Genomic DNA, 22,946 nt, shown 5'->3' with positions numbered 1-22,946 from the left:
CTTATCGGCCAGCACGCGGGCACGGCGCAGGCCCAGGCGCTGGAGCAATGGCTGACGGCGGTGCTGCAGGATTTCGGCCGGCATGTGTTGCCGATCGATGCCGATGTCGCCCAGATATGGGGCCGGCTACGCGTGCCGCGTCCGGAGCATGCCCTGGACAAGTTCATTGCTGCGACGGCGCTGATCCATGACCTGACGATTGTCACGCGGAATGTGGAGGATTTCAGCGGGACGGGGGCGGAGCTGTTGAATCCGTTCAGCTGACTAGATAGAAAAAGCCCCGCATGCGCGGGGCTTCTTCCAGTGCCGGATTCGCTTACAGCTCAGGCTACCTGCTTCACGCAGTCCACGAAGTAAGCCTTCTTGCCGTCCACCTCGTCCTCCACCAGCCCGTGGATATCGGTCTCGAATCCCGGGAACAGCTTGTTGAACTCGCGTGCGAACTTCAGGTACTGCACGATGGTGCGGTTGAAGCGCTCGCCCGGGATCAGCAGCGGGATGCCCGGCGGGTACGGCGTCAGCAAGATCGCGGTGACGCGGCCTTCGAGGTCGTCGACCGGCACGCGCTCGATCTCGCGGTGCGCCATCATTGCCCACGCATCCGACGGCTTCATCGCCGGCTCCATGTCCGACAGGTACATCTCGGTGGTCACGCGCGCCACATCGTTGGCCTTGTACACGCTGTGGATCGCATCGCACAGGTCACGCAGGCCCATGCGCTCGTACTGCGGATACTTGCCGACGAACTCCGGCAGCACGCGCCACAGCGGCTGGTTCTGGTCGTAGTCGTCCTTGAACTGCTGCAGCTCGGTCACCAGCGAGTTCCAGCGGCCCTTGGTGATGCCGATGGTGAACATGATGAAGAACGAGTACAGGCCCGTCTTCTCGATGATGATGCCGTGCTCGGCCAGGTACTTGGTGACAATCGCCGCCGGGATACCGCGCTCGCTGAACTCGCCATCCACGTCCAGACCCGGGGTGATGATGGTGGCCTTGATCGGGTCGAGCAGGTTGAAGCCGTCGGCGAGGTCGCCGAAGCCGTGCCAGCGCTCGTTGGCCTTCAGCATCCACTCTTCGCGATCGCCGATGCCGTCTTCGATCAGCGCGTCCGGACCCCACACCTTGAACCACCAGTCGCCGTTATGGCCGGCGTCGTACTCGCCCTCCACCTTGCGCATGGCGCGGCGGAAGTCCATGGCCTCCTGGATGCTTTCTTCCACCAGCGCGGTGCCGCCAGGCGCTTCCATCATCGCCGCCGCCACATCGCACGAGGCAATGATCGAATACTGCGGGCTGGTCGAGGTGTGCATCAGGTACGCCTCGTTGAAGCGGTAGCGGTCCAGCTTGCGTGTCTCGGAGTCTTGCACGAGGATCTGCGAGGCCTGCGACAGGCCGGCCAGCAGCTTGTGCGTGGACTGCGTGGCGAACACCAGCGCGTCCTTGCTGCGCGGGCGGCCCTTACCGATCGCGTGCATGTTGTGATAGAAGTCGTGGAACGCTGCGTGCGGCAGCCACGCTTCATCGAAATGCAGGGTGTCGATCTCGGCGGCCAGCATTTCCTTGATCTGCTCGGCGTTGTACAGCACGCCGTCGTAGGTGCCCTGCGTGATGGTCAGGATGCGCGGCTTCTGGTTCTTGGCCTTGCTGGCGAACGGGTGGTTGGCGATCTTGCGGCGGATGGTCTCGGGATCGAACTCGCTCTTCGGGATCGGGCCGATGATGCCGTAGTGGTTGCGCGTCGGCATCAGGAACACGGGGATCGCGCCGGTCATCATGATCGCGTGCAGGATCGACTTGTGGCAGTTGCGGTCCACCACCACGATATCGCCCGGCGCCACGTTGGCGTGCCACACCATCTTGTTCGACGTCGAGGTGCCGTTGGTGACGAAGAACATGTGGTCCGAATTGAAGATGCGCGCGGCGTTGCGCTCGGACGCGGCCACCGGTCCGGTGTGGTCGAGCAGCTGGCCGAGTTCGTCCACCGCGTTGCAGACGTCGGCGCGCAGCATGTTCTCGCCGAAGAACTGGTGGAAGACCTGGCCCACCGGGCTTTTCAGGAACGCCACGCCGCCCGAGTGGCCGGGGCAGTGCCACGAATACGAGCTGTCCTGCGCGTAGTCGATCAGCGCCTTGAAGAACGGCGGCGCCAGCGTGTCGAGGTAGACCTTGGCCTCGCGGATGATGTGGCGCGCGACGAACTCCGGCGTGTCCTCGAACATGTGGATGAAGCCGTGCAGCTCGCGCAGGATATCGTTGGGGATATGGCGCGAGGTGCGGGTTTCGCCGTACAGGAAGATCGGCAGGTCAGAGTTGCGGCGGCGCACTTCGGCAACAAAGGCGCGCAGCTTCTCGATCGCAGCGGCTTCAGGCTGGTCGTCGTCGCGCACGAACTCATCGTCGTCGATCGACACGATAAAGGTCGAGGCGCGGCTGGCCTGCTGCGCGAACGACGTCAGGTCGCCGTAGCTGGTCAGCCCCATGACCTCCATGCCCTCTTTCTCGATCGCCTCGGCCAGCGCGCGGATGCCCGAGCCTGAGATGTTCTCGGAGCGGAAGTCTTCGTCAATGATGATGACGGGGAAGCGGAATTTCATCGGGCATCCTTATGGAAAGCAGCAGGACATAAAGGACTTGAGCCACATGGCCCGCGGGGGTTCCCCTGCGACGGCGGCATGTGGCTCTCACGTCAGGTCTTGGCGCCCCCGCGCGGTCATCGCGCAGCGGCCGTTCCGGCAAACGCCGGCATTGTAATGCGCTCAGGTCTTCGGCAGTGTGACACCGTGCTGGCCCTGGTACTTGCCGCCCCGGTCGGCATACGAGGTCTCGCAGACTTCGTCGCTCTCGAAGAACAGCACCTGGGCACAGCCTTCGCCGGCATAGATCTTGGCGGGCAGCGGCGTGGTGTTGGAGAACTCCAGCGTCACATAACCTTCCCATTCCGGCTCGAACGGGGTCACGTTGACGATGATGCCGCAGCGGGCATAGGTGCTCTTGCCCAGGCAGATGGTCAGCACGCTGCGCGGGATGCGGAAATACTCCATCGTCCGCGCCAGCGCGAAGGAATTCGGCGGAATGATGCAGACATCACCCTTGAAGTCCACGAACGACTTCTCGTCGAAATTCTTCGGGTCGACGATGGTGCTGTTGATATTGGTGAAGATCTTGAATTCGTCGGCACAGCGGATGTCGTAGCCGTAGCTCGAAGTGCCGTACGACACGATCTTGCGCCCGTCGGCCTCCCGGACCTGGCCTGGCTCGAACGGCTCGATCATGCCGTGCTGCTCCGCCATGCGGCGGATCCATTTGTCGGATTTGATGCTCATAGTTGGGAGGTAGACACACTGGCTCGGAGTGCGCCGCATTGTACAACCATTCCGCCTGCGTTCCGTTGAGACAACGCCGCATCCGTCGCCGGGCCATGAAGTGGCGTTTGAGACGCACTCAAGCGACTGCGTCTTCGGGAATCCGATGACGGAACCGTTCGCGCCCCGTGTAGAGGAGGAAATGCTTGCCGGTGCAGCGCGCGAACAATGTCAGGTTGACCCGTTTGGCCATCTGGTAGCCCATCTGCGTCACGCCGGAGCGCGACAGCAGGAACGGGATACCCATCTGCGCGCCCTTGATGACCATTTCGGAGGTCAGGCGGCCGGTGGTGTAGAAGATCTTGTCGGTGCCGGTCATGCCCTCCAGCCACATGCGCCCGGCAATGGCGTCGACCGCATTATGGCGGCCGACATCCTCGACGAACATCAACAGCTCGGTCCCCTTGAACAGCGCGCAGCCATGGACCGAGCCGGCCTGCTTGTAGACCGACTGCTGCAGCCGGATGGTGTCGATAATGCCGTACAGCGTGTCCTGGTCGAGCGTGGTGTCCACCGGCAGGCGGATATTGTCGACCTCGTCCAGCAGCGAGCCGAACACCGTGCCCTGCCCGCAGCCGGTGGTCACCACGCGGCGCGCGGTGCGTTCCTCGATGCGGTCGACGCCGGTGCGGGTGGTGACGGCGGCGGATTCGGTTTCCCAGTCGACCTGTACCGCGGCAATGTCCTCGATCGATTCGACCAGCCGCTGGTTGCGCAGGTAGCCCAGCACAAGGTGCTCGGGAGCGCCGCCCAGCGTCATCAGCGTGACCAGCTCGCGCTTGTCCAGGTAGACCGTCAGCGGGCGCTCGCCCGGCAGGTAGGCCGCGCGCACGCGGCCTTGCTCGTCGACGACTTCGACCTCTTCGATCAGCGGAACGGCTGCCTGGGTAAGCTCGGGACGCAGGATCATGACAGGAAGGCTCAGGGCTGCTGGAAGGTGCCCCGTGCCGTCCAGGCGAGCATCGGGGCTGCGTTTACGGTGCCTTTGCGGGGGATTGTACCGCGCCGGGCGCAACCGGTTTGGCGTCGGGACCGGTGCTCGCGACCGCGGGCACCGGCGCTGTCGGGGGCGCCGCCGGGGGTGTCGCGGAAACGGGCGCGACAAATGGTCCCGGATCGGCACACGCCGCCGTCTGCACCGCCGCGCGCGCGTCCTTGCCCTGCGCCTGGCGTTCGGCATAGTAGCGTGTCGCGATCCTGTCCTGCGCACGGCACAACTGGAAGGCAGCGACCTTGTCCGACCAGGCGGCGCGGGCCTTCGTCTCGGCAGCCTTGGCCTGCTGGGCTTCGCTGGGTGGCGGCAGCTTGGCCAGCGCGCCGGCGCTCAACGTGGCGCCGGCGGCCAGGGCGATCAACGTCAGGGTGCGTGTCATGGTCGATGCTTCCCGAAGTGTTGGGTGTCCTGCCTGCTCAAGCTTCGCCCGGGGTTTGCCGTGCGGCCCGGCCGGACGCCGCATCCGGACTGGCCGGACCGGGCGAACGCTGCGCCGGGATCTTGCCGGACTGGATGTCGTCGTACCAGAGCTCGTGATGCTCCTTTGCCCACGCCTCGTCGACCCAGCCGTCGCGCATGGCGCGGTAGGCGCCTTCCATGCCGACCGTGCCCATGTAGATATGGCCGCACGCCATCGCGATCATCAGCACGGCGGAAATGCCATGGATCACGTTGGCGATCTGCATGGTCGCGCGGTAGTAGTCCATGCCCGGCACGATCATGTCGAGCACCCAGCCCGAGGCCGACAGCACAATGCCGAAGATAAACACGCCGACCCAGAACCACATCTTCTCGCCGGCGTTGAAGCGCCCGCTCGGCACGTGCTTGCCGGACGTCAGCCCGCCAAGGCGGGTGACCCAGCGCACGTCGTCGCGGCTGGGCAGGTTATCGCGCACGAACACCACGAAGGCGACGATCACCGACAGCGTGAAGATCGGCCCGACCACGTTATGCAGGTTCTTCAGGATGTAGCTGAGCCAGCCGAACAGCATGTGCCCCATCAGCGGCAGCAGGAAATGCTTGCCGAGCAGCATGACGATGCCCGACACCGCCAGCACCACGAACGAGATCGCCATGGTCCAGTGGATAATGCGCTCCAGCGGCGTGAAGCGTTCGATCATGCGGCCGGTGCGCGGCTCGCGCAGCGGGATGGTGCCGCGCCACAGGTAGAAGCCGAGGATGGCCAGCGGCACCACCAGCAGCAGCCAGCCGCCCCAGACGGTGATCACGCCGTTGCGGAACAGGCGCCATTGCTGTCCGGCGCGCTGGATCAGCACGCCGGCTTCCTTGTCGGGCAGGCTGCTGTAGTGGCGCTGGTCCGAATTGACCTCGCGCCATACCGGCGCGTTGTTGCCGGGCTGCGTGACAGTGCGCTCCTGCTGCGAGCGGGCCTCGGCGGCGATGTCACGGGGCGGCACGTCGAAGATGTTTTGCGATGCGATGCCAGCCAGCGGCTGGGCCGGATGCGTGGCCGGGTTGTTGGCATCGGCGCTGCCCGACGCGGTGGCCGGGCCGGTCGACGGCCCCGGTGCGGGAGCCTGGGCCGCGGCGCTGCCGGCCACGGCCATCAGTGCCAGCGCGCCGGCCGCCAGCCAGCGGCGCCATCCGGCGCCCTGCCCGCTGTGGCATGCATTGTGCGACGGCGTCATACGCCCTCCTTCAGGTCATCGGGAGCAGGCGCGCGGATGGCACCGTCTCCCCACTGCGGCGCATTCATTGCACGCGGTTGTACTCGTTCTGGTACTGGTTGCGCTGGCGGATCTGGTTATGCCAGCTGGTCTTGTCGCCCGCGGTCCAGCCCTTGGCGACGAAGGGGTCGTCGGGCGCGCCCTGGTAGGCCTGGGCGTCGGCCTTGCGGTGCGACTGGTTGATGGTCTGCGGCTTTTCGCCGCACGCGGCCAGCAGCGCGCCGCACAGTGTCAACAGGAGGATGGCGCTGGTGCGGTTCATGATGACTGGCCTCCCGGAGCGCCGGTTGCGGCTGGGGTAGTCGGTGCAGCCGGCGCGGCAGCCGGGGTTGGCGCGGCTGGTGTGGTGCGAGCCCCGGGCGCGTCCGGCCCGGCGGGGCCAGCCGGCGCTGCCGGCGCCCCTGGCGCGGCCTTGGGCACGCCATAGGCCGTGCCCCAGCCGAACACGTCGCCGCCGGTGCCGCGCTTGATCACGCGGTTGCGCAGGATGTCTGCGATCACATCGCCGTCGCCGCCCAGCAGCGCCTTGGTCGAGCACATCTCGGCGCACAGGGGCAGCTTGCCTTCGGCCAGCCGGTTGCGCCCGTACTTCTCGAACTCGGCCTCGCTGCCGTTCTTCTCCGGACCGCCGGCGCAGAACGTGCACTTGTCCATCTTGCCGCGCACGCCGAAGGTGCCGGTTGACGGGAACTGCGGCGCGCCGAACGGGCAGGCGTACGAGCAGTAGCCGCAGCCGATGCAGACGTCCTTGTCGTGCAGCACCACGCCGTCGTCGGTGCGGTAGAAGCAGTCGACCGGGCACACCGCCATGCACGGTGCGTCGGAGCAGTGCATGCAGGCCACCGAGATCGATTTCTCGGCGCCAACCATGCCATCGTTGACGGTGACCACGCGGCGCCGGTTCACACCCCACGGCACCTCGTGCTCGTTCTTGCAGGCCGTGACGCAGCTGTTGCACTCGATGCAGCGCTCGGCGTCACAGATGAATTTCATGCGTGCCATGATGTTCCTCTGCCCTGTCCTGTGACTTATGCAAACCGCTCGATCTGGCAAACGGTGGTCTTGGTCTCCTGCATCATCGTCACCGAGTCATAGCCATACGTGGTGGCGGTGTTGACGGCTTCGCCCCGCACCACCGGCATCGCGCCTTCGGGGTAGTAGTCCTTCAGGTCCTTGCCCTGCCACCAGCCCGAGAAGTGGAACGGGATGAAGGCGGTATCCGGCCCGACCCGCTCGGTCACCAGCGCGCGCACTTTCAGCGCGGCGCCGGTCGGCGTCCTGACCCAGCAGAAGTCGCCATTGCGGATGCCGCGATCGGAGGCCGCGCGCGGGTTGATCTCGACGAAGTTCTCCTGCTGCAGCTCGGCCAGCCACGGGTTGGAACGGGTTTCCTCGCCACCGCCCTCGTACTCGACCAGCCGCCCGGAGGTCAGGATGATCGGGAACTTCTCGTAGACCTTGTTCTCGATATTGCGCTGCTGCACCGACTTGTACAGCGTCGGCAGCCGCCAGAACGCCATCTTGTCGTCGTGGGTCGGGTACTTGGCGACCATGTCGGCCCGCGTGGAATACAGCGGCTCGCGGTGTTGCGGGATCGGGTCGGGGAAGTTCCACACCACCGCGCGCGCCTTGGCGTTGCCGAACGGATGGCAACCATGGTTCTTCAGCACCACGCGCTGGATGCCTCCGGAAAGGTCGGTCTTCCAGTTCTTGCCTTCGGCCTTGGCCTTCTCGGCGTCGGTCAGGTCGTCCCACCAGCCCAGCTTCTTCAGCAGCACGTGGTCGAATTCCGGATAGCCGGTGGTGATCTCCGCGCCCAATGAATATGAGCCGTCCTCGGCCAGCAGGTTGACGCCGTCGCGCTCCACGCCGAAGTTGGCGCGGAAGTTGCCGCCGCCATCCATCACGTGCTTGCTGGTGTCATACAGGTTGGGCGAGCCCGGGTGCTTCAGCTCCGGCGTGCCGTAGCACGGCCACGGCAGGCCGAAGTAGTCGCCGGTCAGGTCGTAGCCCGTGACGGGGTCCTTGCCTTGCTTGCAGCGCAGCGTCTTGACGTCGAACATCTGCATATTGCGCATATGCGACTTCAGACGCTCCGGCGACTGGCCGGTGTAGCCGATGGTCCAGTTGCTGGCGTTGATCTCGCGCAGGATCGACTCTGGCTCCGGCTCCATCCAGGTGCGGCCGGCGCGCTTGACCTCGATCATCTTGTAGTTCTTCGACAGTTCCTTGCCGAAGCCTAGCTTGTCAGCGAACGCCTGCATCAGCGTATGGTCGGGCATCGACTCGAACAGCGGCTCGATGACCTTCTCGCGCCATTGCAGCGAGCGGTTCGATGCCGTGCACGTACCCGAGGTCTCGAACTGCGTGCACGCCGGCAGCAGGTACACGGCGCGGTTCGGATTGACCTTGTCGCCCTCCGCCGGCGGCATGTTGGCCATGGCCGCGGTCGCTGACGGATACGGATCGATCACCACCAGCAGATCGAGCTTGTCCAGCGCCTTCTTCATCTCCAGCCCGCGCGTCTGCGAGTTGGGCGCATGGCCCCAGAAAAACACGCCGCGCACGTTGTTGTCCTGGTCGATCAACTCGTTCTTCTCGGTAACGATATCGATCCAGCGCGACACCGTGGTGCCGGACTTCTCCATCATCGTCTGCGAGGCGAACTGCTTCTTGATCCATTCGTAGTCCACGCCCCACACCGCCGCGTAGTGCTTCCACGCGCCGGTGGCCAGGCCGTAGTAGCCGGGCAGCGAGTCGGGGTTGGGGCCGACGTCGGTGGCACCCTGCACGTTGTCATGACCACGGAAGATATTGGCACCGCCGCCGCTCACGCCGATATTGCCCAGCGCCAGTTGCACGATGCACGACGCGCGCACGATCGCGTTGCCGATGGTGTGCTGGGTCTGGCCCATGCACCACACCAGCGTGCTGGGGCGGTTCTTGGCCATGGTCTCGGCGACCAGGTAGACCTGTGCCTCGGGCACGCCGGTCACTTCCTCGACCTTGTCGGGCGTCCACTTGGCCAGCACCTCTTCCTTGACCTTGTCCATGCCATAGACGCGGTCGCTCAGATACTTCTGGTCTTCCCAGCCGTTCTTGAAGATGTGGTACAGCATGCCGAACAGGAAGGCGATGTCGGTGCCCGAGCGGATGCGCACATAGTGATGCGCCTTGGCCGCGGTGCGGGTGAAGCGCGGATCGACCACGATCATCTTGCAGCCATTTTCCTTGGCATGCAGCATGTGCAGCATCGATACCGGGTGCGCCTCGGCCGCGTTCGAACCGATATACAACGCAGCCTTCGAGTTCTGCATATCGTTGTATGAGTTCGTCATCGCACCGTAGCCCCAGGTATTGGCCACGCCCGCCACGGTGGTCGAGTGGCAGATGCGCGCCTGGTGGTCGGTGTTGTTGGTGCCAAAGAACGAGACCCACTTGCGCAGCAGGTAGGACTGCTCGTTGCTGTGCTTGGACGAGCCGATGAAGAACAGCGAGTCCGGGCCGGTCTGCTGGCGGATCTCCTTCATCTTCGCGGTGATCTCGTCGAGCGCCTGGTCCCAGCCGATGCGCTGGTACTTGCCGTTGACCAGCTTCATCGGGTACTTCAACCGGTATTCGCCATGGCCGTGTTCGCGCAGCGCGGCGCCCTTGGCGCAGTGCGCGCCCAGGTTAAGGGGCGAATCGAACACCGGTTCCTGGCGGATCCACACGCCGTTCTGCACCACCGCGTCGACCGCGCAGCCGACCGAGCAGTGGCCGCATACGGTGCGTCGCACGACGATGCCGCTCTTGCCCTCGGCGGCGCCTTTCTTGTCGTCGGCGGCATCGGCCTTGCGCAGCAGCGTCAGCTGCGACGCCGCCAGGCCGGCACCGACGCCGATGCCCGAGCGTTTGAGGAAGCCGCGCCGGTCCATGGTCGGCATGGCGCCGGCCAGGCCTGCGGCAAGCCGCTGTGAGAGGCGTCCGGTTCCGGCTTGCGCGCCGGCAGGGTCGTGCCGGTTGGCGAGGCCGTCAGCGAGGCGGGCGGATGCGCCCTGCGCCGCGCGTTTGCGGGTCAAGATCATGTCTCACCTCAGATGCGGACGAGAGCCGTCCGTTTGCTGGCGGCGCGGCGAACCACGCCGCCCTGGCATTTACACCAGTGTGGTCCGGTAGTACTTGCGAATGTGTTCCGAGACCCGGTAGCCCTTGTTGTCCGACGGGGTGTCGGCGGGATCCGGCAGAGCGGCGGCCTGGTCCGGTAGTGCCGGTCCACGCGCTGTCAGCGCTGCCGCGCCCGTTGCGGCAGCCACAACTCCAGCGCCCGCGAGAAACGAGCGGCGCGCGACCCGGGTTGGCTTCTCTCTCATGTGGGGGGCTCCTCGGCTGTCAAAGCCCGATGGTTTCGCCGTTATGCGTTGTTATGCATATTCTAGGAGCATCTCGCAGGAAAGACCATGATATGCAAGGGTTTTTCCTGACTTACAGCGGCCTCAGCTCATCTCCAGCGCCAGCGCCTCGACATTGGCAAAGGCGGCAAGCAATCCGGCGACACTGCGATAGAAGCGCGCCTGCGGGTGCGCGATCACTGCATCGCACAATTTCCCGACCCACGGCTGCATGTGCTTCGCGTAGAAGCGCTGCTGCTCGCCGAGGTTGGACACCGACAGGTCCTCGCCTGCCACCAGGAAGCGCATCACCTCGCACAACGTGGCGATGTGGTCTTCGGTCTCGCTCACTTCCTCATGGCGCTCCAGGCCATAGCGGGCCAGGTCTTCGCGCAGCGCCACCAGCGGGCGCTCGTTGAGGAAGCCGGTCAGGTAGAACGAGCCATACAGGAACACGTCCTGCTTGCCCACGCCGACGAATAGTTGCCGGTATTCCTCTTCAGACTCCGCCGCAGTGGTCTCCGATGCTGCGTCGCACAACGCATTCCAGGCCTTCCCCAGTACCGTATCGGCGTCTTCGCCGACAGCGCGGTTGGCCGCGATGTGGTGCAGCAGCGCGGCATCGGGGGCGCGATAGAACAGCGTGGCCAGCAGGCCGTACAAGTCGGCGCGGGCGGTGTCCTCGGCATCTTCGGCGGGCGACGCGGCAGTGAGCTGGATCGGCTGGAAATCTGTCATGTCGTGATGAATTGTGTCGATGGCGACTCAGCGCAGCGTGGCGCCGCCCACAATGCCGCTGCCGGTGCCAGTATCGTGCTCCATCATGTCGATCACGCGGCAATCCGGGCACATCTTCAGCCGTTCGGCGGCTGCGCCGGCAAACGCCGGGTGGCCAGCAAGCCGGACCAGCATTGACTCCACCATCTGTGCCGTGCCGAACGGCTTGGCGCAGCGCACGCAATGGAACGGCTGGGTCTCGTTGAGCGTGACCGGACGGCGCGCGGCATCACCGGCCAGCAGGCGCGGCACCAGCGTAATCGCATCTTCCGGGCAGGTCTTCTCGCACAGGCCGCACTGCACGCAGTTTCGTTCGATCAGGCTGAGCACGGGGCGCTCGGGGTTGTCGCGCAGGGCCTGCGACGGGCAGGCGCCGACGCACGCCATGCACAAGGTGCACTTGCCGGTATCGACGGCAATCGCGCCGATCGGCGCGGCCGCCGGCAGCGGCACGATGTCGGCGGGCACCGGCGCGTGGCGCACCAGATGCTCAAGCACGAAGTCCAGCATCTCGCGCTTGGCCGCAACGGCGCCGAACGGCGCCGGCGGCAGCGCATTGCGGCCCGGACGCAACGCAGACAGGCCGGCATCCAGTGACGGCGTGCCGGTCGCATCGACCAGCGACAGCACTTCGGCGTCATAACCCAGCCCCGCCAGCAATGCGCGGCCGACTTCCATCTGCTCGCGCAGCGCGGTGCGGTATTGCGGCGCCTCGTCGCCGGTCAGCAGCACCGCCACGCCGCTGGCGCCCCAGCACAGCGCGGCCAGCCACAGCTCCAGCCCGGCCGCGGCCGGGTGGAACAGCGACAGCGGCATCACATTGGCGGGCACGCCTGCGGCACGGCCCGCGCGCGCGGCGCGGCCCAGCGCCAGCAAGGCGGGCGTGCCATATTCCTCGCCGTGCAGCAGCACGATCGGGTCGCGCGCGCCGGCCTGCCGGTAGGCCGCCAGCAGCGTGCGCAGCCGCGCGCCAGTGGTCTCGGGACCGGGATAGCCGTAGCTGATGGCGCCGCTGGGGCACACTGTGGTGCAGGCCCCGCAGCCCATGCACAGGTTGGGCGTGACTTCGATGCGGCCCTTGCCGTCATGCCAGCGCGACTGGATCGCCTGGGTCGAGCAAATGTCGATACAGGCCGTGCAGCCGGTGGTCTGGTTGCGGCCATGCGCGCACAGGCTGTCCTTGTAGCGGAAGAACTTTGGCTTCTCGAACTCGCCTACCAGGCCCACCAGCGTCAATGCCAGTGCTTGCTGTCGCGCCGGATCCGCGCCGGCGTGCAGGTAGCCTTGCGGCGGCTGGTGCATGGTGAAGGCAGGCTGGTCGCACAGGTCGAAGATCAGGTCGAAGCGGCCTTGCATGGTGCCCTGCGGCCGGTCGAAGTCGATGGCCGCGGCCGCGCCGCAGGCGCGCACGCAGTCGCGATGCGAGCGGCAGCGTGACAGGTCGATCTGATAGCTGAAATCGATCGCATTTTCGGGGCAGGCGTCGATGCAGGCGTTGCAGCGGGTGCACAGGTCGAGGTCGATCGGGTTGCTGCGTCCCGCGCCGGTTTCCCAGCTGGCTTCGAAGGCGCCGAGCCAGCCGCTGAGCGCTGCCAGCCGGCCGCTGTGGACCGGCCAGGCGCGCGCGGCCGGCTGCGCGGCAGCGCCCTCGCCCGGTGCGCTGCCCGTCAGCAGCACCGTGACCTCGAACTGCATGGCAGCGAGACGCTCGGCCCAGGGCAGCGCGCGCTGCGCGGGGCCCAGCACCAGCACCGTACCGTCGGAGCGGTAGTCGACCACGGGCACCGGCTCCGGCTCGGGCAACGCGGCCACCGCCAGCAGCGCGGCAATCTTGGCATTGGCGGTCCGCGGATCGCGCCGCGCGCCCTGCGACCAGCCGCCGGTTTCTCGGATATTGACGAAGCGGACGGGCGCGGTCACCACCGGCCGCCCATCCTGGCCTTGCGCGGTCTGCGCGGCGACTTCGGTAAACAGCGCGCGCTCCTGCGTGCAGGCCACGATGACATCGTCGGTGCCGTCCAGCGCCGCGGTGAAGGCGCCAATTTCGCGCCGGCACAGCAGATGGTGGACCTTAAGCGGACCGTGTTGCGGACCGTGTTGCGGACCGTGTTGCGGGCCTTGTTGCGGGCCTTGTTGCGGGCCCTGACAGGCTTCCGACAGCGCCGCCCCGTCAAGCGGCATGGTGTCGTTGCAATTGCAGATCAGCGTCGGCATGGCGAATGCGGCTGACCGGTCCGGACGTCCTTCTTGCGAGGATCTGCGGCCCGGCGGATTGTGGGATGCCTATTGTAGGCTGCGCTGCCCGGTCGGGCTACGCGCACTTATCCAGATCTTGCGGGTCTTGCGGGCCCTGTTTTGCGCTTTGACTGGCCACCGGCGGCGGCGTTTCGGAGGATGCGGGTATGTCCGTAGCACCGGCCGGGTCGCTTACCAAGGCAGGCGCCGCCGGCGGTACATCGTACGCTTGGGCGTCCGGTTTAGCGTCCACTTGTGCATCCACTTGTGCATCCACTTGTGCATCCACTTGTGCATCCGCCGGTGCGTCCGGCTGTGCGGCGGCGGCCGCCTGGGCTGCCGCGCGCTCCTCGTCGGTCGGCTCGAACAGCGCCAGCGACTCGGCCTGGCGCAGCTGGCGCAGGATCTCGGGCGGGATCGGGTCGGGCTTGCTGTAGTCGTCGATGTAGGTATCGAGGCCATCCATCACATTGAAGTGCGGATCGGCAAACAACGTCTTGAGCGCGGCGCGCTTGACCGATTCATCGACGCCGCGCGCGACGAAGCGGGCGATGTTGTCGCCAGGGCGCAGCGCGGCCACGTCCGCCAGCGTCGGCGGCGGAACTTCTGGCTCGGCCTCCGGCACCGCGGCCGCACCTTCCGGTGGCACGGGCAACGATGACGCCTCGGCAGGCTGCGCCGGCTCCGCCGGCACGGCCACGCCCTCTCGCACCGCGGCCTTGCGGCGCGACCAGCGTGACAGGAAGGACGAATCGCTCATCGGCCTGTTCGAACAGTAGGGTCAGTAGCGCGCGCGGTCCTGCGGCGCCTTGAAGGATTCGGGCCGGCGCCGCTGCTTGGGCTCGGGCCGGTAATGCTCGCTGACGTAGGCCTGCAGCCAGTCGCGCTGCTCCGGCGCCAGCGGCACGTTCTCGACGATCTCGCCGGCGTCGAGCCAGCGGCCGGCTTCGTTGTATGACAGCGTGACCGTCATCGGCACCGGGTGGGCGTCTTCACCGGTGCCGCCGCCGTCCTCGTCCTCGGGCATGCGCCACAGCACGAACCAGCATGGCGTGGTCGAGGTCAGGTTCAGGTAGTAGCCCTCGCCCTGGTCGCGGAACAGCTCGACCTCGTAGCCGGGATACAGCCAGCGCGCGCCGTGGTCGTCGTGCTCGAGGCAGACCGCCTGCGTGCCGAACTCGCCCAGGTCCGGCAGCACCGCATCGAGTTGCCACTTCCAGGGCTGCCAGCGGCTGGCCAGCGCAACCTTGCGCATCACCACCGCCATGGTGACGGCGGGACGGGCGCCGGGTGGCGGCGGCTGTGGCACGGACGTGGTTTCGGCTTCCATGGCTCTCTGGCGCGGCAAGCCGCGCGCTCAGGTGTTCTGCACGACGATGCTCGGGAACTTGCTGGTCATGTCGCGCGCCTTGTCGGCGACCTTGATCGCCACCTTGCGCGCGATGCCGCGGTACAGCTCGGCCACGGGACTGTCGGGCTCGGCCACCACGGTGGGGCGGCCCGAATCGGCCTGCTCGCGGATCTGCAGGTTCAGCGGCAGGCTGCCCAGCAGCTCCACGCCATAGTCGGCGCACATCTTCTCGCCGCCGCCATGGCCGAAGATATGCTCGACGTGGCCGCAGTTCGGGCAGCAGTACACCGCCATGTTCTCGACGATGCCGAGGATCGGGATGCCCACCTTCTCGAACATCTTCAGGCCTTTCTTGGCATCGAGCAGCGCGATGTCCTGCGGCGTGGTCACGATCACCGCGCCGGTGACCGGCACCTTCTGCGACAGCGTCAGCTGGATATCGCCGGTACCCGGCGGCATGTCGACGATCAGGTAGTCGAGGTCGTGCCAGTTGGTCTGGCGCAGCAGCTGCTCCAGCGCCGAGGTGACCATCGGCCCGCGCCACACCATCGGGTTGTCCTGCTCGATCAGGAAGCCGATCGAGTTGGCCTGCACGCCGTGGCCCTCCAGCGGCTCCATGGTCTGGCCGTCGGCGGATTCCGGGCGGCCGTCGATGCCGAGCATCATCGGCAGGCTGGGGCCGTAGATATCGGCATCGAGCATGCCCACGCGTGCGCCCTCGGCGGCCAGCGCCAGCCCCAGGTTGACGGCGGTGGTCGACTTGCCCACCCCGCCCTTGCCCGAGGCGACGGCAATCACGTTCTTCACGCCCGGCAGCAGCTTGACGCCCCGCTGCACCGCGTGCGCGACGATCTTCATGGTCACGGCCACGCTGACGTTGGTGACGCCCGGCACTTCCCGCACCGCGGCAACCACCAGCTTGCGGATCGGATCCAGCTGGCTCCTGGCGGGATAGCCGAGTTCGATTTCCAGCGAAACCTCGCCGCCGTCGACCCGGATGTTCCGGGCCGAGCGCGTGGACACCAGGTCCTTGCCCGTGTTGGGATCGATGACGGTGCGCAGGGCTTCGGTGACCTGCTCAGTGCTGACGCTCAAGACAAACTCCGCTTGGTTTTTCTGGATGTGGGGGATGGCCCGTACGGTCGGCGCCACCGGCTGGACTAGCACCCAATGTATCAAAGTATGAAGCACCGGCCATGGGTAGCCGGAGAAGCGCGTGGAAACCCCTGCGCCAGGTGTGGAATTACAGACATTTACAAATCTCACAACCTTGCACTTGTGCGCGCGCCGCCATATCCATATTGTAGTGCGGTTGGGCGGACAGGCACCCGGCATTGGCCACCGCGCCGGCCGCGCCGCCGCCAACGCGTACAAAGGGTTATCTGCGGTATCGCCATGGAGTTACCATCCGCATGCGGTACCAGGAACATTTACGGGAACATCAGAAGGAGAAAGCATGAAGATCAAGCTCGTCACTGTCTCGCTCGCCGCCGCCACCCTGCTGGCCGCGGGTTGCGCCACCGAACAGCAGACCCATACTGCGGTCGGTACCGGCGTAGGCGCCGCCGTGGGCGCCGGGCTTGGCAACCTGATCGGCGGCAATACCACCGGCACGCTGGTCGGCGCGGCCGTGGGCGGTGCCGTTGGCGGTGCGACCGGCTACAACTGGAATGCCATCCGCGGCAAGCTGAACAAGGACACCGCCGGCACTGGCACCCAGATCAGCGAGCAGCCGGACGGCTCGCTGAAGGTGAATATCCCCAGCCAGGTGACCTTCGATACTGACAGCGCCAGCATCAAGCCGTCGTTCCGCTCCGTGCTCGACCAGGTCGCCCAGACACTGGGCCAGCACCAGGAAGTCAGCGCCAATGTCGTGGGCCATACCGACAGCACCGGCAATCCCAGCTACAACATGCAGCTGTCGCAGCGCCGGGCGCAGAGCGTGGCGAGCTACCTGGGTGACCGCGGCGTCGCACGGAACCGCCTGACGGCCGAGGGCCGGGGCCAGGCCCAGCCCGTTGCAGACAACGCCACCGAGGCCGGCCGGCAACAAAATCGCCGCGTCGAAATTTTTTTGAAACCAATTCAGGGATGACCTAGTCATAGAAACAGGTACCGCTTGCCACCGTTGCTGGCTCGCGATGGGTGGCTGACCTCCCGGGCGGTGCCTGATTTCTCCTCCTTTTCCGTTGTGGAAAGCTGCGCCGGCTCTGACCGGCGCTTTTTTTTGGCCGCTTGCAGCAAACTTCCCGCGCCGCTTCGGAGAATTCCGCCATGCGGAACCGGCGCACCTGCGGCACGACGTTGCTAAAATACCCCTCCCCGGCACGCGCCCGCGCCGCGCGCAGCGCCGTCGCCACTGATATTCCCCGCTCCTGACCGGCCCTCCGTCTATGACCGCACGTCGCATCCTCGTCACATCCGCCCTGCCTTATGCCAACGGCCAGATCCATATCGGCCACCTGGTGGAATACATCCAGACCGATATCTGGGTGCGTTTCCAGCGCATGATGGGCAACGAGGTCTACTACGTCGGCGCCGACGACACGCACGGCACCCCGGTGATGCTGCGCGCCGAGAAGGAAGGCATCACCCCGAAGCAGCTGATCGACCGCGTCTGGACCGAGCACAAGCGCGATTTCGACAGCTTCCTGGTGTCGTTCGACAACTACTACAGCACCGACGCCGAAGAGAACCGCGAGCTTTGCGAGAAGATCTACCTCGCCCTCAAGGCCGAGGACCTGATCGCCGAGCGCGATGTCGAGCAGTTCTTCGACCCGGTCAAGAACATGTTCCTGCCGGACCGCTTCATCAAGGGCGAATGCCCGAAGTGCGGCGCCAAGGACCAGTACGGCGACTCGTGTGAAGTCTGCGGCACGACTTACGTACCGACCGACCTGAAGAACCCGTACTCGGTGGTGTCCGGCGCCACGCCGGTGCGCAAGTCGTCGACGCATTTCTTCTTCAAGCTGTCCGACCAGCGCTGCGAGACCTTCCTGCGCGAATGGGTGGCCGACCTGGCGCAGCCCGAGGCCGCCAACAAGATGCAGGAATGGCTGGGCGCCGAGGGCGAGGCCTCGACGCTGTCCGACTGGGACATCTCGCGCGACGCACCCTACTTCGGCTTCGAGATCCCCGGCGCGCCCGGCAAGTATTTCTACGTGTGGCTGGACGCCCCGATCGGCTACTACGCCAGCTTCAGGAACCTGGCGCAGCAGCGCGGCATCGACTTCGACGCCTGGGTCGGCCCGCACTCGACCGCCGAGCAATACCACTTCATCGGCAAGGACATCCTGTACTTCCATACGCTGTTCTGGCCGGCGATGCTGCGCTTCTCGGGCTACCGCACCCCGACCAACGTGTTCGCGCACGGCTTCCTGACCGTGGACGGCGCCAAGATGAGCAAGTCGCGCGGCACCTTCATCACCGCGCAGAGCTACATCGACACCGGCATGAACCCCGAATGGCTGCGCTACTACTTCGCCGCCAAGCTCAATGCGAGCATGGAAGACCTGGACCTGAACCTGGACGACTTCATCGCCCGCGTCAACAGCGACCTGATCGGCAAGTATGTCAATATCGCCAGCCGCGCGGCGGGCTTCCTGGTCAAGCGCTTCGAAGGCAAGGTCGACGAGGCCGCGCTGGCGCATCCGCTGCTGGAGCAGCTGCGCCAGGCCGCGCCGCAGATCGCGCAGCTGTATGAAGCGCGCGAGTACAGCAAGGCGCTGCGCCAGGTGATGGAGCTGACCGACGCGGTCAACGCCTTCGTCGACACCGAGAAGCCGTGGGAACTGGCCAAGGACGAAAGCAAGCGTGCCGCGCTGCACGCCGCCTGCTCGGTATCGCTGGAAGCCTTCCGCCTGCTGACGGTGTACCTGAAGCCGGTGGTGCCGAACGTGGCCGCCGGCGTCGAGCGCTTCCTGAACGTCGAACCGCTCGACTGGCGCGCGATCGACAAGCAGCTGGCCGCCGCCAGGCCGGTGCAGGCGTACCAGCACCTGATGACGCGCGTCGATGCCAAGCAGGTCGATGCACTGCTGGCCGCCAACCGCGATTCGCTGCAGGCCGCGGCGGCGCCCGCTGCCGCACCGTCGATCGAGCCGGTGGCCGAGACCATCACCATCGACGATTTCGCCAAGGTGGATCTGCGCGTGGCCAGGATCGTCGAGTGCCAGAAGGTCGAAGGCTCCAACAAGCTGCTGCAGCTGACGCTGGACCTGGGCGAGGGCAAGACCCGCAATGTTTTCTCGGGCATCCAGTCGGCCTACACGCCGGAGCAGCTGGTCGGCAAGCTGACCGTGGTGGTGGCCAACCTGGCACCGCGCAAGATGAAGTTCGGCATGTCCGAGGGCATGGTCCTGGCGGCCTCCGCGGCTGACGAGAAGGCCGCGCCGGGCCTGTACATCCTGGAGCCGCACAGCGGCGCCGTGCCGGGGATGCGCATCCGCTGATTGCAGGACCGCGCCGCGCCTCCGCACTCGGGGAGCGGCGCAAGCCGGCGGCGCGTACCGCGCTCTCCGGCATTTCGCTCCCCCTCCGCTTCGCTCCCCTCCCCTTTGCGCGCAGCCTGCGCGTCAAGAATTCCGCATAGCAGAACAAGATAAGCCGCGCGCGGCCTCCGTGCGCGGCGTGGTCATGCACGCGCGGCATGCCATACATGGTTCCCGCGCATCGCGCTTGGCGTTCGGTTGAGCTGCCGCGTAGATTCCACTGCGCAGAATCACAAACCAACAGACAGAAGCGTGCCGCGCACCCCCTGGCTGCGTGAAGCCGCTTCGCACGGAAGGGGACACTTGTGAAGAAGCTCTTGATCGCCAACCGCGGCGAGATCGCGTTGCGCGTGCAGCGCGCCGCGCGAGACCTTGGCATCGCCACCGTGGCCGTCTATGCCGCTGACGACCACGCCAGCCGGCACCGGCTCCTGGCTGACGAAGCCGTCGCCCTGCAGGGCCAGGGCGCCGCTGCCTACCTCGACATTCCCGCCATCATCGACGCGGCGCGCGCCACCGGCTGCGACGCCGTCCACCCTGGCTACGGCTTCCTCAGCGAGCGCGCCGACTTTGCCAGCGCCTGCGCCGCTGCCGAGCTCGTCTTCGTCGGGCCCGAGCCTGAGCAGTTGAGCCTGTTCGGCGACAAGGGCCACGCGCTGGCGCTGGCGGCGCGCTGCGGCGTGCCGGTGATGCCGGCCACCGCCGGCGCCGCCACGCTGGAGGCGGTCACGGCCTTCTTCAACGAACAGGGCGGTGCCGGCATCGTGCTCAAGGCGGTCGGCGGCGGCGGCGGGCGCGGCATGCGCGTGGTGCGCGAGCGCGAGGCGCTGCCCGAAGCCTACGCGCGCTGCCGCTCGGAGGCGCGCTCGGCCTTCGGTGTCGACGCCGTTTATGCCGAGCGGCTGGTCGCGCGTGCGCGCCATATCGAAGTGCAGATCGCCGGCGACGGTCACAGCGTGATCGCGCTGGGCGAGCGCGACTGCACGCTGCAGCGCCGCTTCCAGAAGGTGGTCGAGATCGCGCCCAGCCCGGCACTGGATCCGGCGCTGCGCCGGCGCATCGTCGATGCCGCCTGCACGCTGGCACGCGAAGCGCGCTACCGCAGCCTGGGCACCTTCGAGTTCCTGGTCGAGGAGCCCGAGCCCGGCGCGCGGCGCGACGGCGCCGCCCTGCCCTTTGTCTTTATCGAAGCCAATCCGCGCCTGCAGGTGGAGCACACGGTCACCGAACAGGTGACCGGGATCGACCTGGTGGCGGTGCAGCTGGGGCTGGCACAGGGCCGGCGCCTCGCCGAGCTCGGCCTGGACCCGCAGCAGCCGCCGCGCGCGCGCGGCTATGCCATCCAGGTGCGAGTCAATGCCGAGTCCACCGACGCGCAAGGGCTGGCGCGGCCGGCGCAGGGCCGGCTGGAACGCTTCGACCCGCCCAGCGGCCCGGACGTGCGCGTCGACACCCACGGCTATACCGGCTACGCACTGTCGGCGCACTACGACACGCTGCTCGCCAAGCTGATCGTCACCTCGGCCAGCGGGCAGTTCGCGGACGCGGTGCGGCGCCTGCAGCGCGCGCTGGCCGAATTCAATATCGGCGGCATCGACACCAATCTCGACCTGCTGCGCGCGCTGGCCGAGCGCGACGACTTTGCCAGCCAGCAGGTGCACACGCGCTATATGGAGGCCGCGCTGCCCCAGCTGCTGGAGCGTGCCGCGCAGATCGGCGCACAGTGCGCGGCACGGCAGGCGCTTGCGACAGGTAGCCCGGCCAGCGTGGCCGCCGCGGCCAGCACGGCGAGCTTCGACGAGCAATTGGGCGAAGGCCTGTGCGCGGTGCGCGCGCCCATGGGCGGCCGCGTGATCGAGCTGGCGGCCGACAACGCGCTGGTCAAGGCTGGCCAGACCGTCGCCGTGCTCGATGCCATGAAGATGGAGCACGCCATCGTGGCCGAACGCGCCGGTCGCGTGATCGACCTGCGCACCGAAGCCGGCGCGCAGGTTGGCGAAGGCCAGGTCATGCTGGTGCTGGAACCGGCCGATGCCGGCGCCGAGGCCGGCACCGAGGCCGAGCGCACCGACCCGTCGGCGATCCGCGCCGACCTGCAGCGGGTGCTCGACCGCCATGCCTTCCTCTACGATGCCGCCCGCCCCGATGCGGTGGCCCGGCGCCGCGCGCGCGGGCAGCGCACCGCGCGCGAGAACATCGACGACCTGTGCGATGCCGGCAGCTTCCGCGAATACGGCGGCCTCGCGGTGGCCGCGCAGGCCAGCCGGCGCAGCGAGGCCGACCTGATTGCCAACACGCCAGCCGACGGCCTGATCACCGGCACTGGCGCGGTCAACGGCAGCCTGTTCGCGCCGGAGCGCGCGCGCTGCGCGGTGCTGGCCTACGATGCCACCGTGCTGGCCGGCACCCAGGGCAAGCGCAACCACATGAAGACCGACCGCATCCTGGCGGTCGCGCTGCGGGACCGGCTGCCGACGGTGATCTTCGCCGAGGGCGGCGGCGGGCGTCCGGGTGATGTCGATTTTCCCACGGTGGCCGGCCTGTACCAGCCGTCGTTCGCCGCATTCGCCGAACTGAGCGGCGAAGTGCCGGTGGTGGGCATCGCCTCCGGGCGCTGCTTCGCCGGCAACGCCGCGCTGCTGGGCTGCTGCGACCTGATCATCGCGACACGCAACGCCAATATCGGCATGGCCGGTCCCGCCATGATCGAAGGCGGCGGCCTGGGGGTGTTCCGCCCCGAGGATATCGGCCCGGCCGCGGTGCAGTACCACAACGGCGTGGCCGACCTGCTGGTCGACGACGAAGCCGCCGCCGTGGCCGCGGCGAGGCACTACCTGTCGATGTTCCAGGGCCGCGTCGCCGACTGGCAGGCGCCGGATCCGATGGCGTTGCGCCACGTGGTGCCGGAGAACCGCCTGCGCGTGTACGACACCCGTGCCGCCATCGCCGGCCTGGCCGACGCCGGCAGTGTGCTGGAACTGCGCGCCGGCTTCGGCACCGGCATCCACACCGCGCTGGCGCGCATCGAGGGGCGGCCAGTGGGCATCCTCGCCAGCAATCCGCGCCACCTCGGCGGCGCCATCGACGCCGACGCCGCGGACAAGGCCGCGCGCTTCATGCAGCTGTGCAACGCGCACGGGTTGCCCATCGTCTCGCTGATCGACACACCGGGCTTCATGGTCGGCCCGGAGGTCGAGGCGCGCGCGCAGGTGCGGCACGTGTCGCGCATGTTCGTGATCGGCGCCAAGCTGCGCGTGCCGTTCCTGGCGGTGGTGCTGCGCAAGGGCTATGGCCTGGGCGCGATGGCGATGGCGGCGGGCGGCTTCCGCGCGCCGTCGTTCACGGTGTCGTGGCCGACCGGCGAGTTCGGCGGCATGGGCCTGGAAGGCGCGGTGCGGCTGGGCTTCCGCAAGGAGCTGGAAGCGCTGCCGGCGGGCCCGCAGCGCGACGCGCTGTACCAGCAGCTGGTAGCTCAGATGTACGAACGCGGCCACGCCATCAACGCGGCGGCGGCGCTGGAGATCGACGCCGTGATCGACCCCGCGGCCACGCGCCAGTGGCTGGTCAGCGGCCTGGACGCCGGCGCAGCGAATCCGGACCGGCCGGTGCGAAGCTACGTCGACGCCTGGTAGCGGCAACGGCCGGCACGGCACGGCACGGCACGGACAGTCAGGACAAT

General features: G+C 67.2%; 18 protein-coding genes. 4 read left to right on the top strand and 14 right to left on the bottom strand.

Going from position 1 to position 22,946, the window contains the following annotated elements; translation table 11 throughout:
* Positions 1-60: 60 nt before the first annotated feature.
* The gene (locus tag J8I34_RS00990) at positions 61-264 is read left to right on the top strand and encodes a PIN domain-containing protein (RefSeq protein ID WP_371748027.1); all 204 of its coding nucleotides are present in this window, start codon (positions 61-63) and stop codon (positions 262-264) included.
* 59 nt (positions 265-323) lie between these two features.
* Here the strand turns inward: J8I34_RS00990 and J8I34_RS00985 are convergent, their stop codons facing one another.
* The 14 genes from J8I34_RS00985 to apbC form a co-directional block, all read right to left on the bottom strand.
* Entirely contained in the window at positions 324-2,594 is a 2,271-nt protein-coding gene (locus J8I34_RS00985) for an arginine/lysine/ornithine decarboxylase (RefSeq protein ID WP_029046090.1), read from the bottom strand.
* A 162-nt stretch (positions 2,595-2,756) separates the two neighbouring features.
* On the bottom strand, positions 2,757-3,323 hold the full coding sequence (dcd, locus tag J8I34_RS00980; protein WP_029046089.1) for a dCTP deaminase: 567 nt from the start codon (positions 3,321-3,323) through the stop codon (positions 2,757-2,759).
* 118 nt (positions 3,324-3,441) lie between these two features.
* On the bottom strand, positions 3,442-4,272 hold the full coding sequence (locus tag J8I34_RS00975) for a formate dehydrogenase accessory sulfurtransferase FdhD (RefSeq protein ID WP_209805154.1): 831 nt from the start codon (positions 4,270-4,272) through the stop codon (positions 3,442-3,444).
* A 64-nt stretch (positions 4,273-4,336) separates the two neighbouring features.
* The gene (locus J8I34_RS00970; protein ID WP_209805153.1) at positions 4,337-4,735 is read right to left on the bottom strand and encodes a hypothetical protein; all 399 of its coding nucleotides are present in this window, start codon (positions 4,733-4,735) and stop codon (positions 4,337-4,339) included.
* 37 nt (positions 4,736-4,772) lie between these two features.
* On the bottom strand, positions 4,773-6,005 hold the full coding sequence (locus J8I34_RS00965; RefSeq protein WP_209805152.1) for a formate dehydrogenase subunit gamma: 1,233 nt from the start codon (positions 6,003-6,005) through the stop codon (positions 4,773-4,775).
* A 64-nt stretch (positions 6,006-6,069) separates the two neighbouring features.
* Positions 6,070-6,306 (bottom strand): hypothetical protein, encoded by a 237-nt coding sequence (locus J8I34_RS00960; protein WP_029046085.1) that lies wholly within the window; start codon positions 6,304-6,306, stop codon positions 6,070-6,072.
* Positions 6,303-7,046, bottom strand: a complete 744-nt coding sequence (fdh3B, locus tag J8I34_RS00955; protein WP_029046084.1) for a formate dehydrogenase FDH3 subunit beta — start codon at positions 7,044-7,046, stop codon at positions 6,303-6,305. Before fdh3B ends, J8I34_RS00960 begins: the two co-directional genes overlap by 4 nt.
* Before the next feature lie 26 nt (positions 7,047-7,072).
* The gene (locus J8I34_RS00950) at positions 7,073-10,111 is read right to left on the bottom strand and encodes a molybdopterin-dependent oxidoreductase (RefSeq protein WP_209769585.1); all 3,039 of its coding nucleotides are present in this window, start codon (positions 10,109-10,111) and stop codon (positions 7,073-7,075) included.
* Positions 10,112-10,180: 69 nt separating this feature from the next.
* Positions 10,181-10,396 carry a formate dehydrogenase gene (locus J8I34_RS00945; RefSeq protein WP_209805151.1) on the bottom strand — a complete coding sequence of 72 codons (216 nt, stop codon included), beginning with the start codon at positions 10,394-10,396 and terminating at the stop codon, positions 10,181-10,183.
* Positions 10,397-10,519: 123 nt separating this feature from the next.
* The gene (locus J8I34_RS00940; protein WP_029046082.1) at positions 10,520-11,152 is read right to left on the bottom strand and encodes a TorD/DmsD family molecular chaperone; all 633 of its coding nucleotides are present in this window, start codon (positions 11,150-11,152) and stop codon (positions 10,520-10,522) included.
* 27 nt (positions 11,153-11,179) lie between these two features.
* Positions 11,180-13,405, bottom strand: a complete 2,226-nt coding sequence (locus tag J8I34_RS00935; RefSeq protein ID WP_209805150.1) for a 4Fe-4S binding protein — start codon at positions 13,403-13,405, stop codon at positions 11,180-11,182.
* A gap of 97 nt (positions 13,406-13,502) precedes the next feature.
* Complete coding sequence (locus J8I34_RS00930) at positions 13,503-14,186, bottom strand: DUF3306 domain-containing protein (protein ID WP_209805149.1); 684 nt, start codon at positions 14,184-14,186, stop codon at positions 13,503-13,505.
* Between the two features lie 21 nt (positions 14,187-14,207).
* Positions 14,208-14,756, bottom strand: coding sequence for a DUF3305 domain-containing protein (locus J8I34_RS00925; RefSeq protein ID WP_209769575.1), 549 nt, complete (start codon positions 14,754-14,756; stop codon positions 14,208-14,210).
* 27 nt (positions 14,757-14,783) lie between these two features.
* Entirely contained in the window at positions 14,784-15,872 is a 1,089-nt protein-coding gene (gene apbC, locus J8I34_RS00920; RefSeq protein ID WP_209805148.1) for an iron-sulfur cluster carrier protein ApbC, read from the bottom strand.
* Between the two features lie 361 nt (positions 15,873-16,233).
* Between apbC and J8I34_RS00915 the strand changes: the two genes are divergently transcribed.
* The 3 genes from J8I34_RS00915 (at position 16,234) to J8I34_RS00905 (ending at position 22,899) form a co-directional block, all read left to right on the top strand.
* Positions 16,234-16,872 (top strand): YiaD family glycine zipper/OmpA-like lipoprotein, encoded by a 639-nt coding sequence (locus J8I34_RS00915; RefSeq protein WP_209805147.1) that lies wholly within the window; start codon positions 16,234-16,236, stop codon positions 16,870-16,872.
* A gap of 298 nt (positions 16,873-17,170) precedes the next feature.
* A complete protein-coding gene (metG, locus tag J8I34_RS00910; RefSeq protein ID WP_209805146.1) occupies positions 17,171-19,228 on the top strand; it encodes a methionine--tRNA ligase in 2,058 nt (685 codons plus the stop codon).
* A gap of 344 nt (positions 19,229-19,572) precedes the next feature.
* Positions 19,573-22,899 carry an acetyl-CoA carboxylase family protein gene (locus J8I34_RS00905; RefSeq protein ID WP_209805145.1) on the top strand — a complete coding sequence of 1,109 codons (3,327 nt, stop codon included), beginning with the start codon at positions 19,573-19,575 and terminating at the stop codon, positions 22,897-22,899.
* Positions 22,900-22,946 lie beyond the last annotated feature (47 nt).

This window comes from Cupriavidus phytohabitans, from assembly GCF_017815025.1.
Classification (GTDB): Bacteria; Pseudomonadota; Gammaproteobacteria; order Burkholderiales; family Burkholderiaceae; genus Cupriavidus.
Note: the sequence above shows the minus strand (reverse complement) of the source record. Positions and strands in the feature narration are given on the sequence as shown.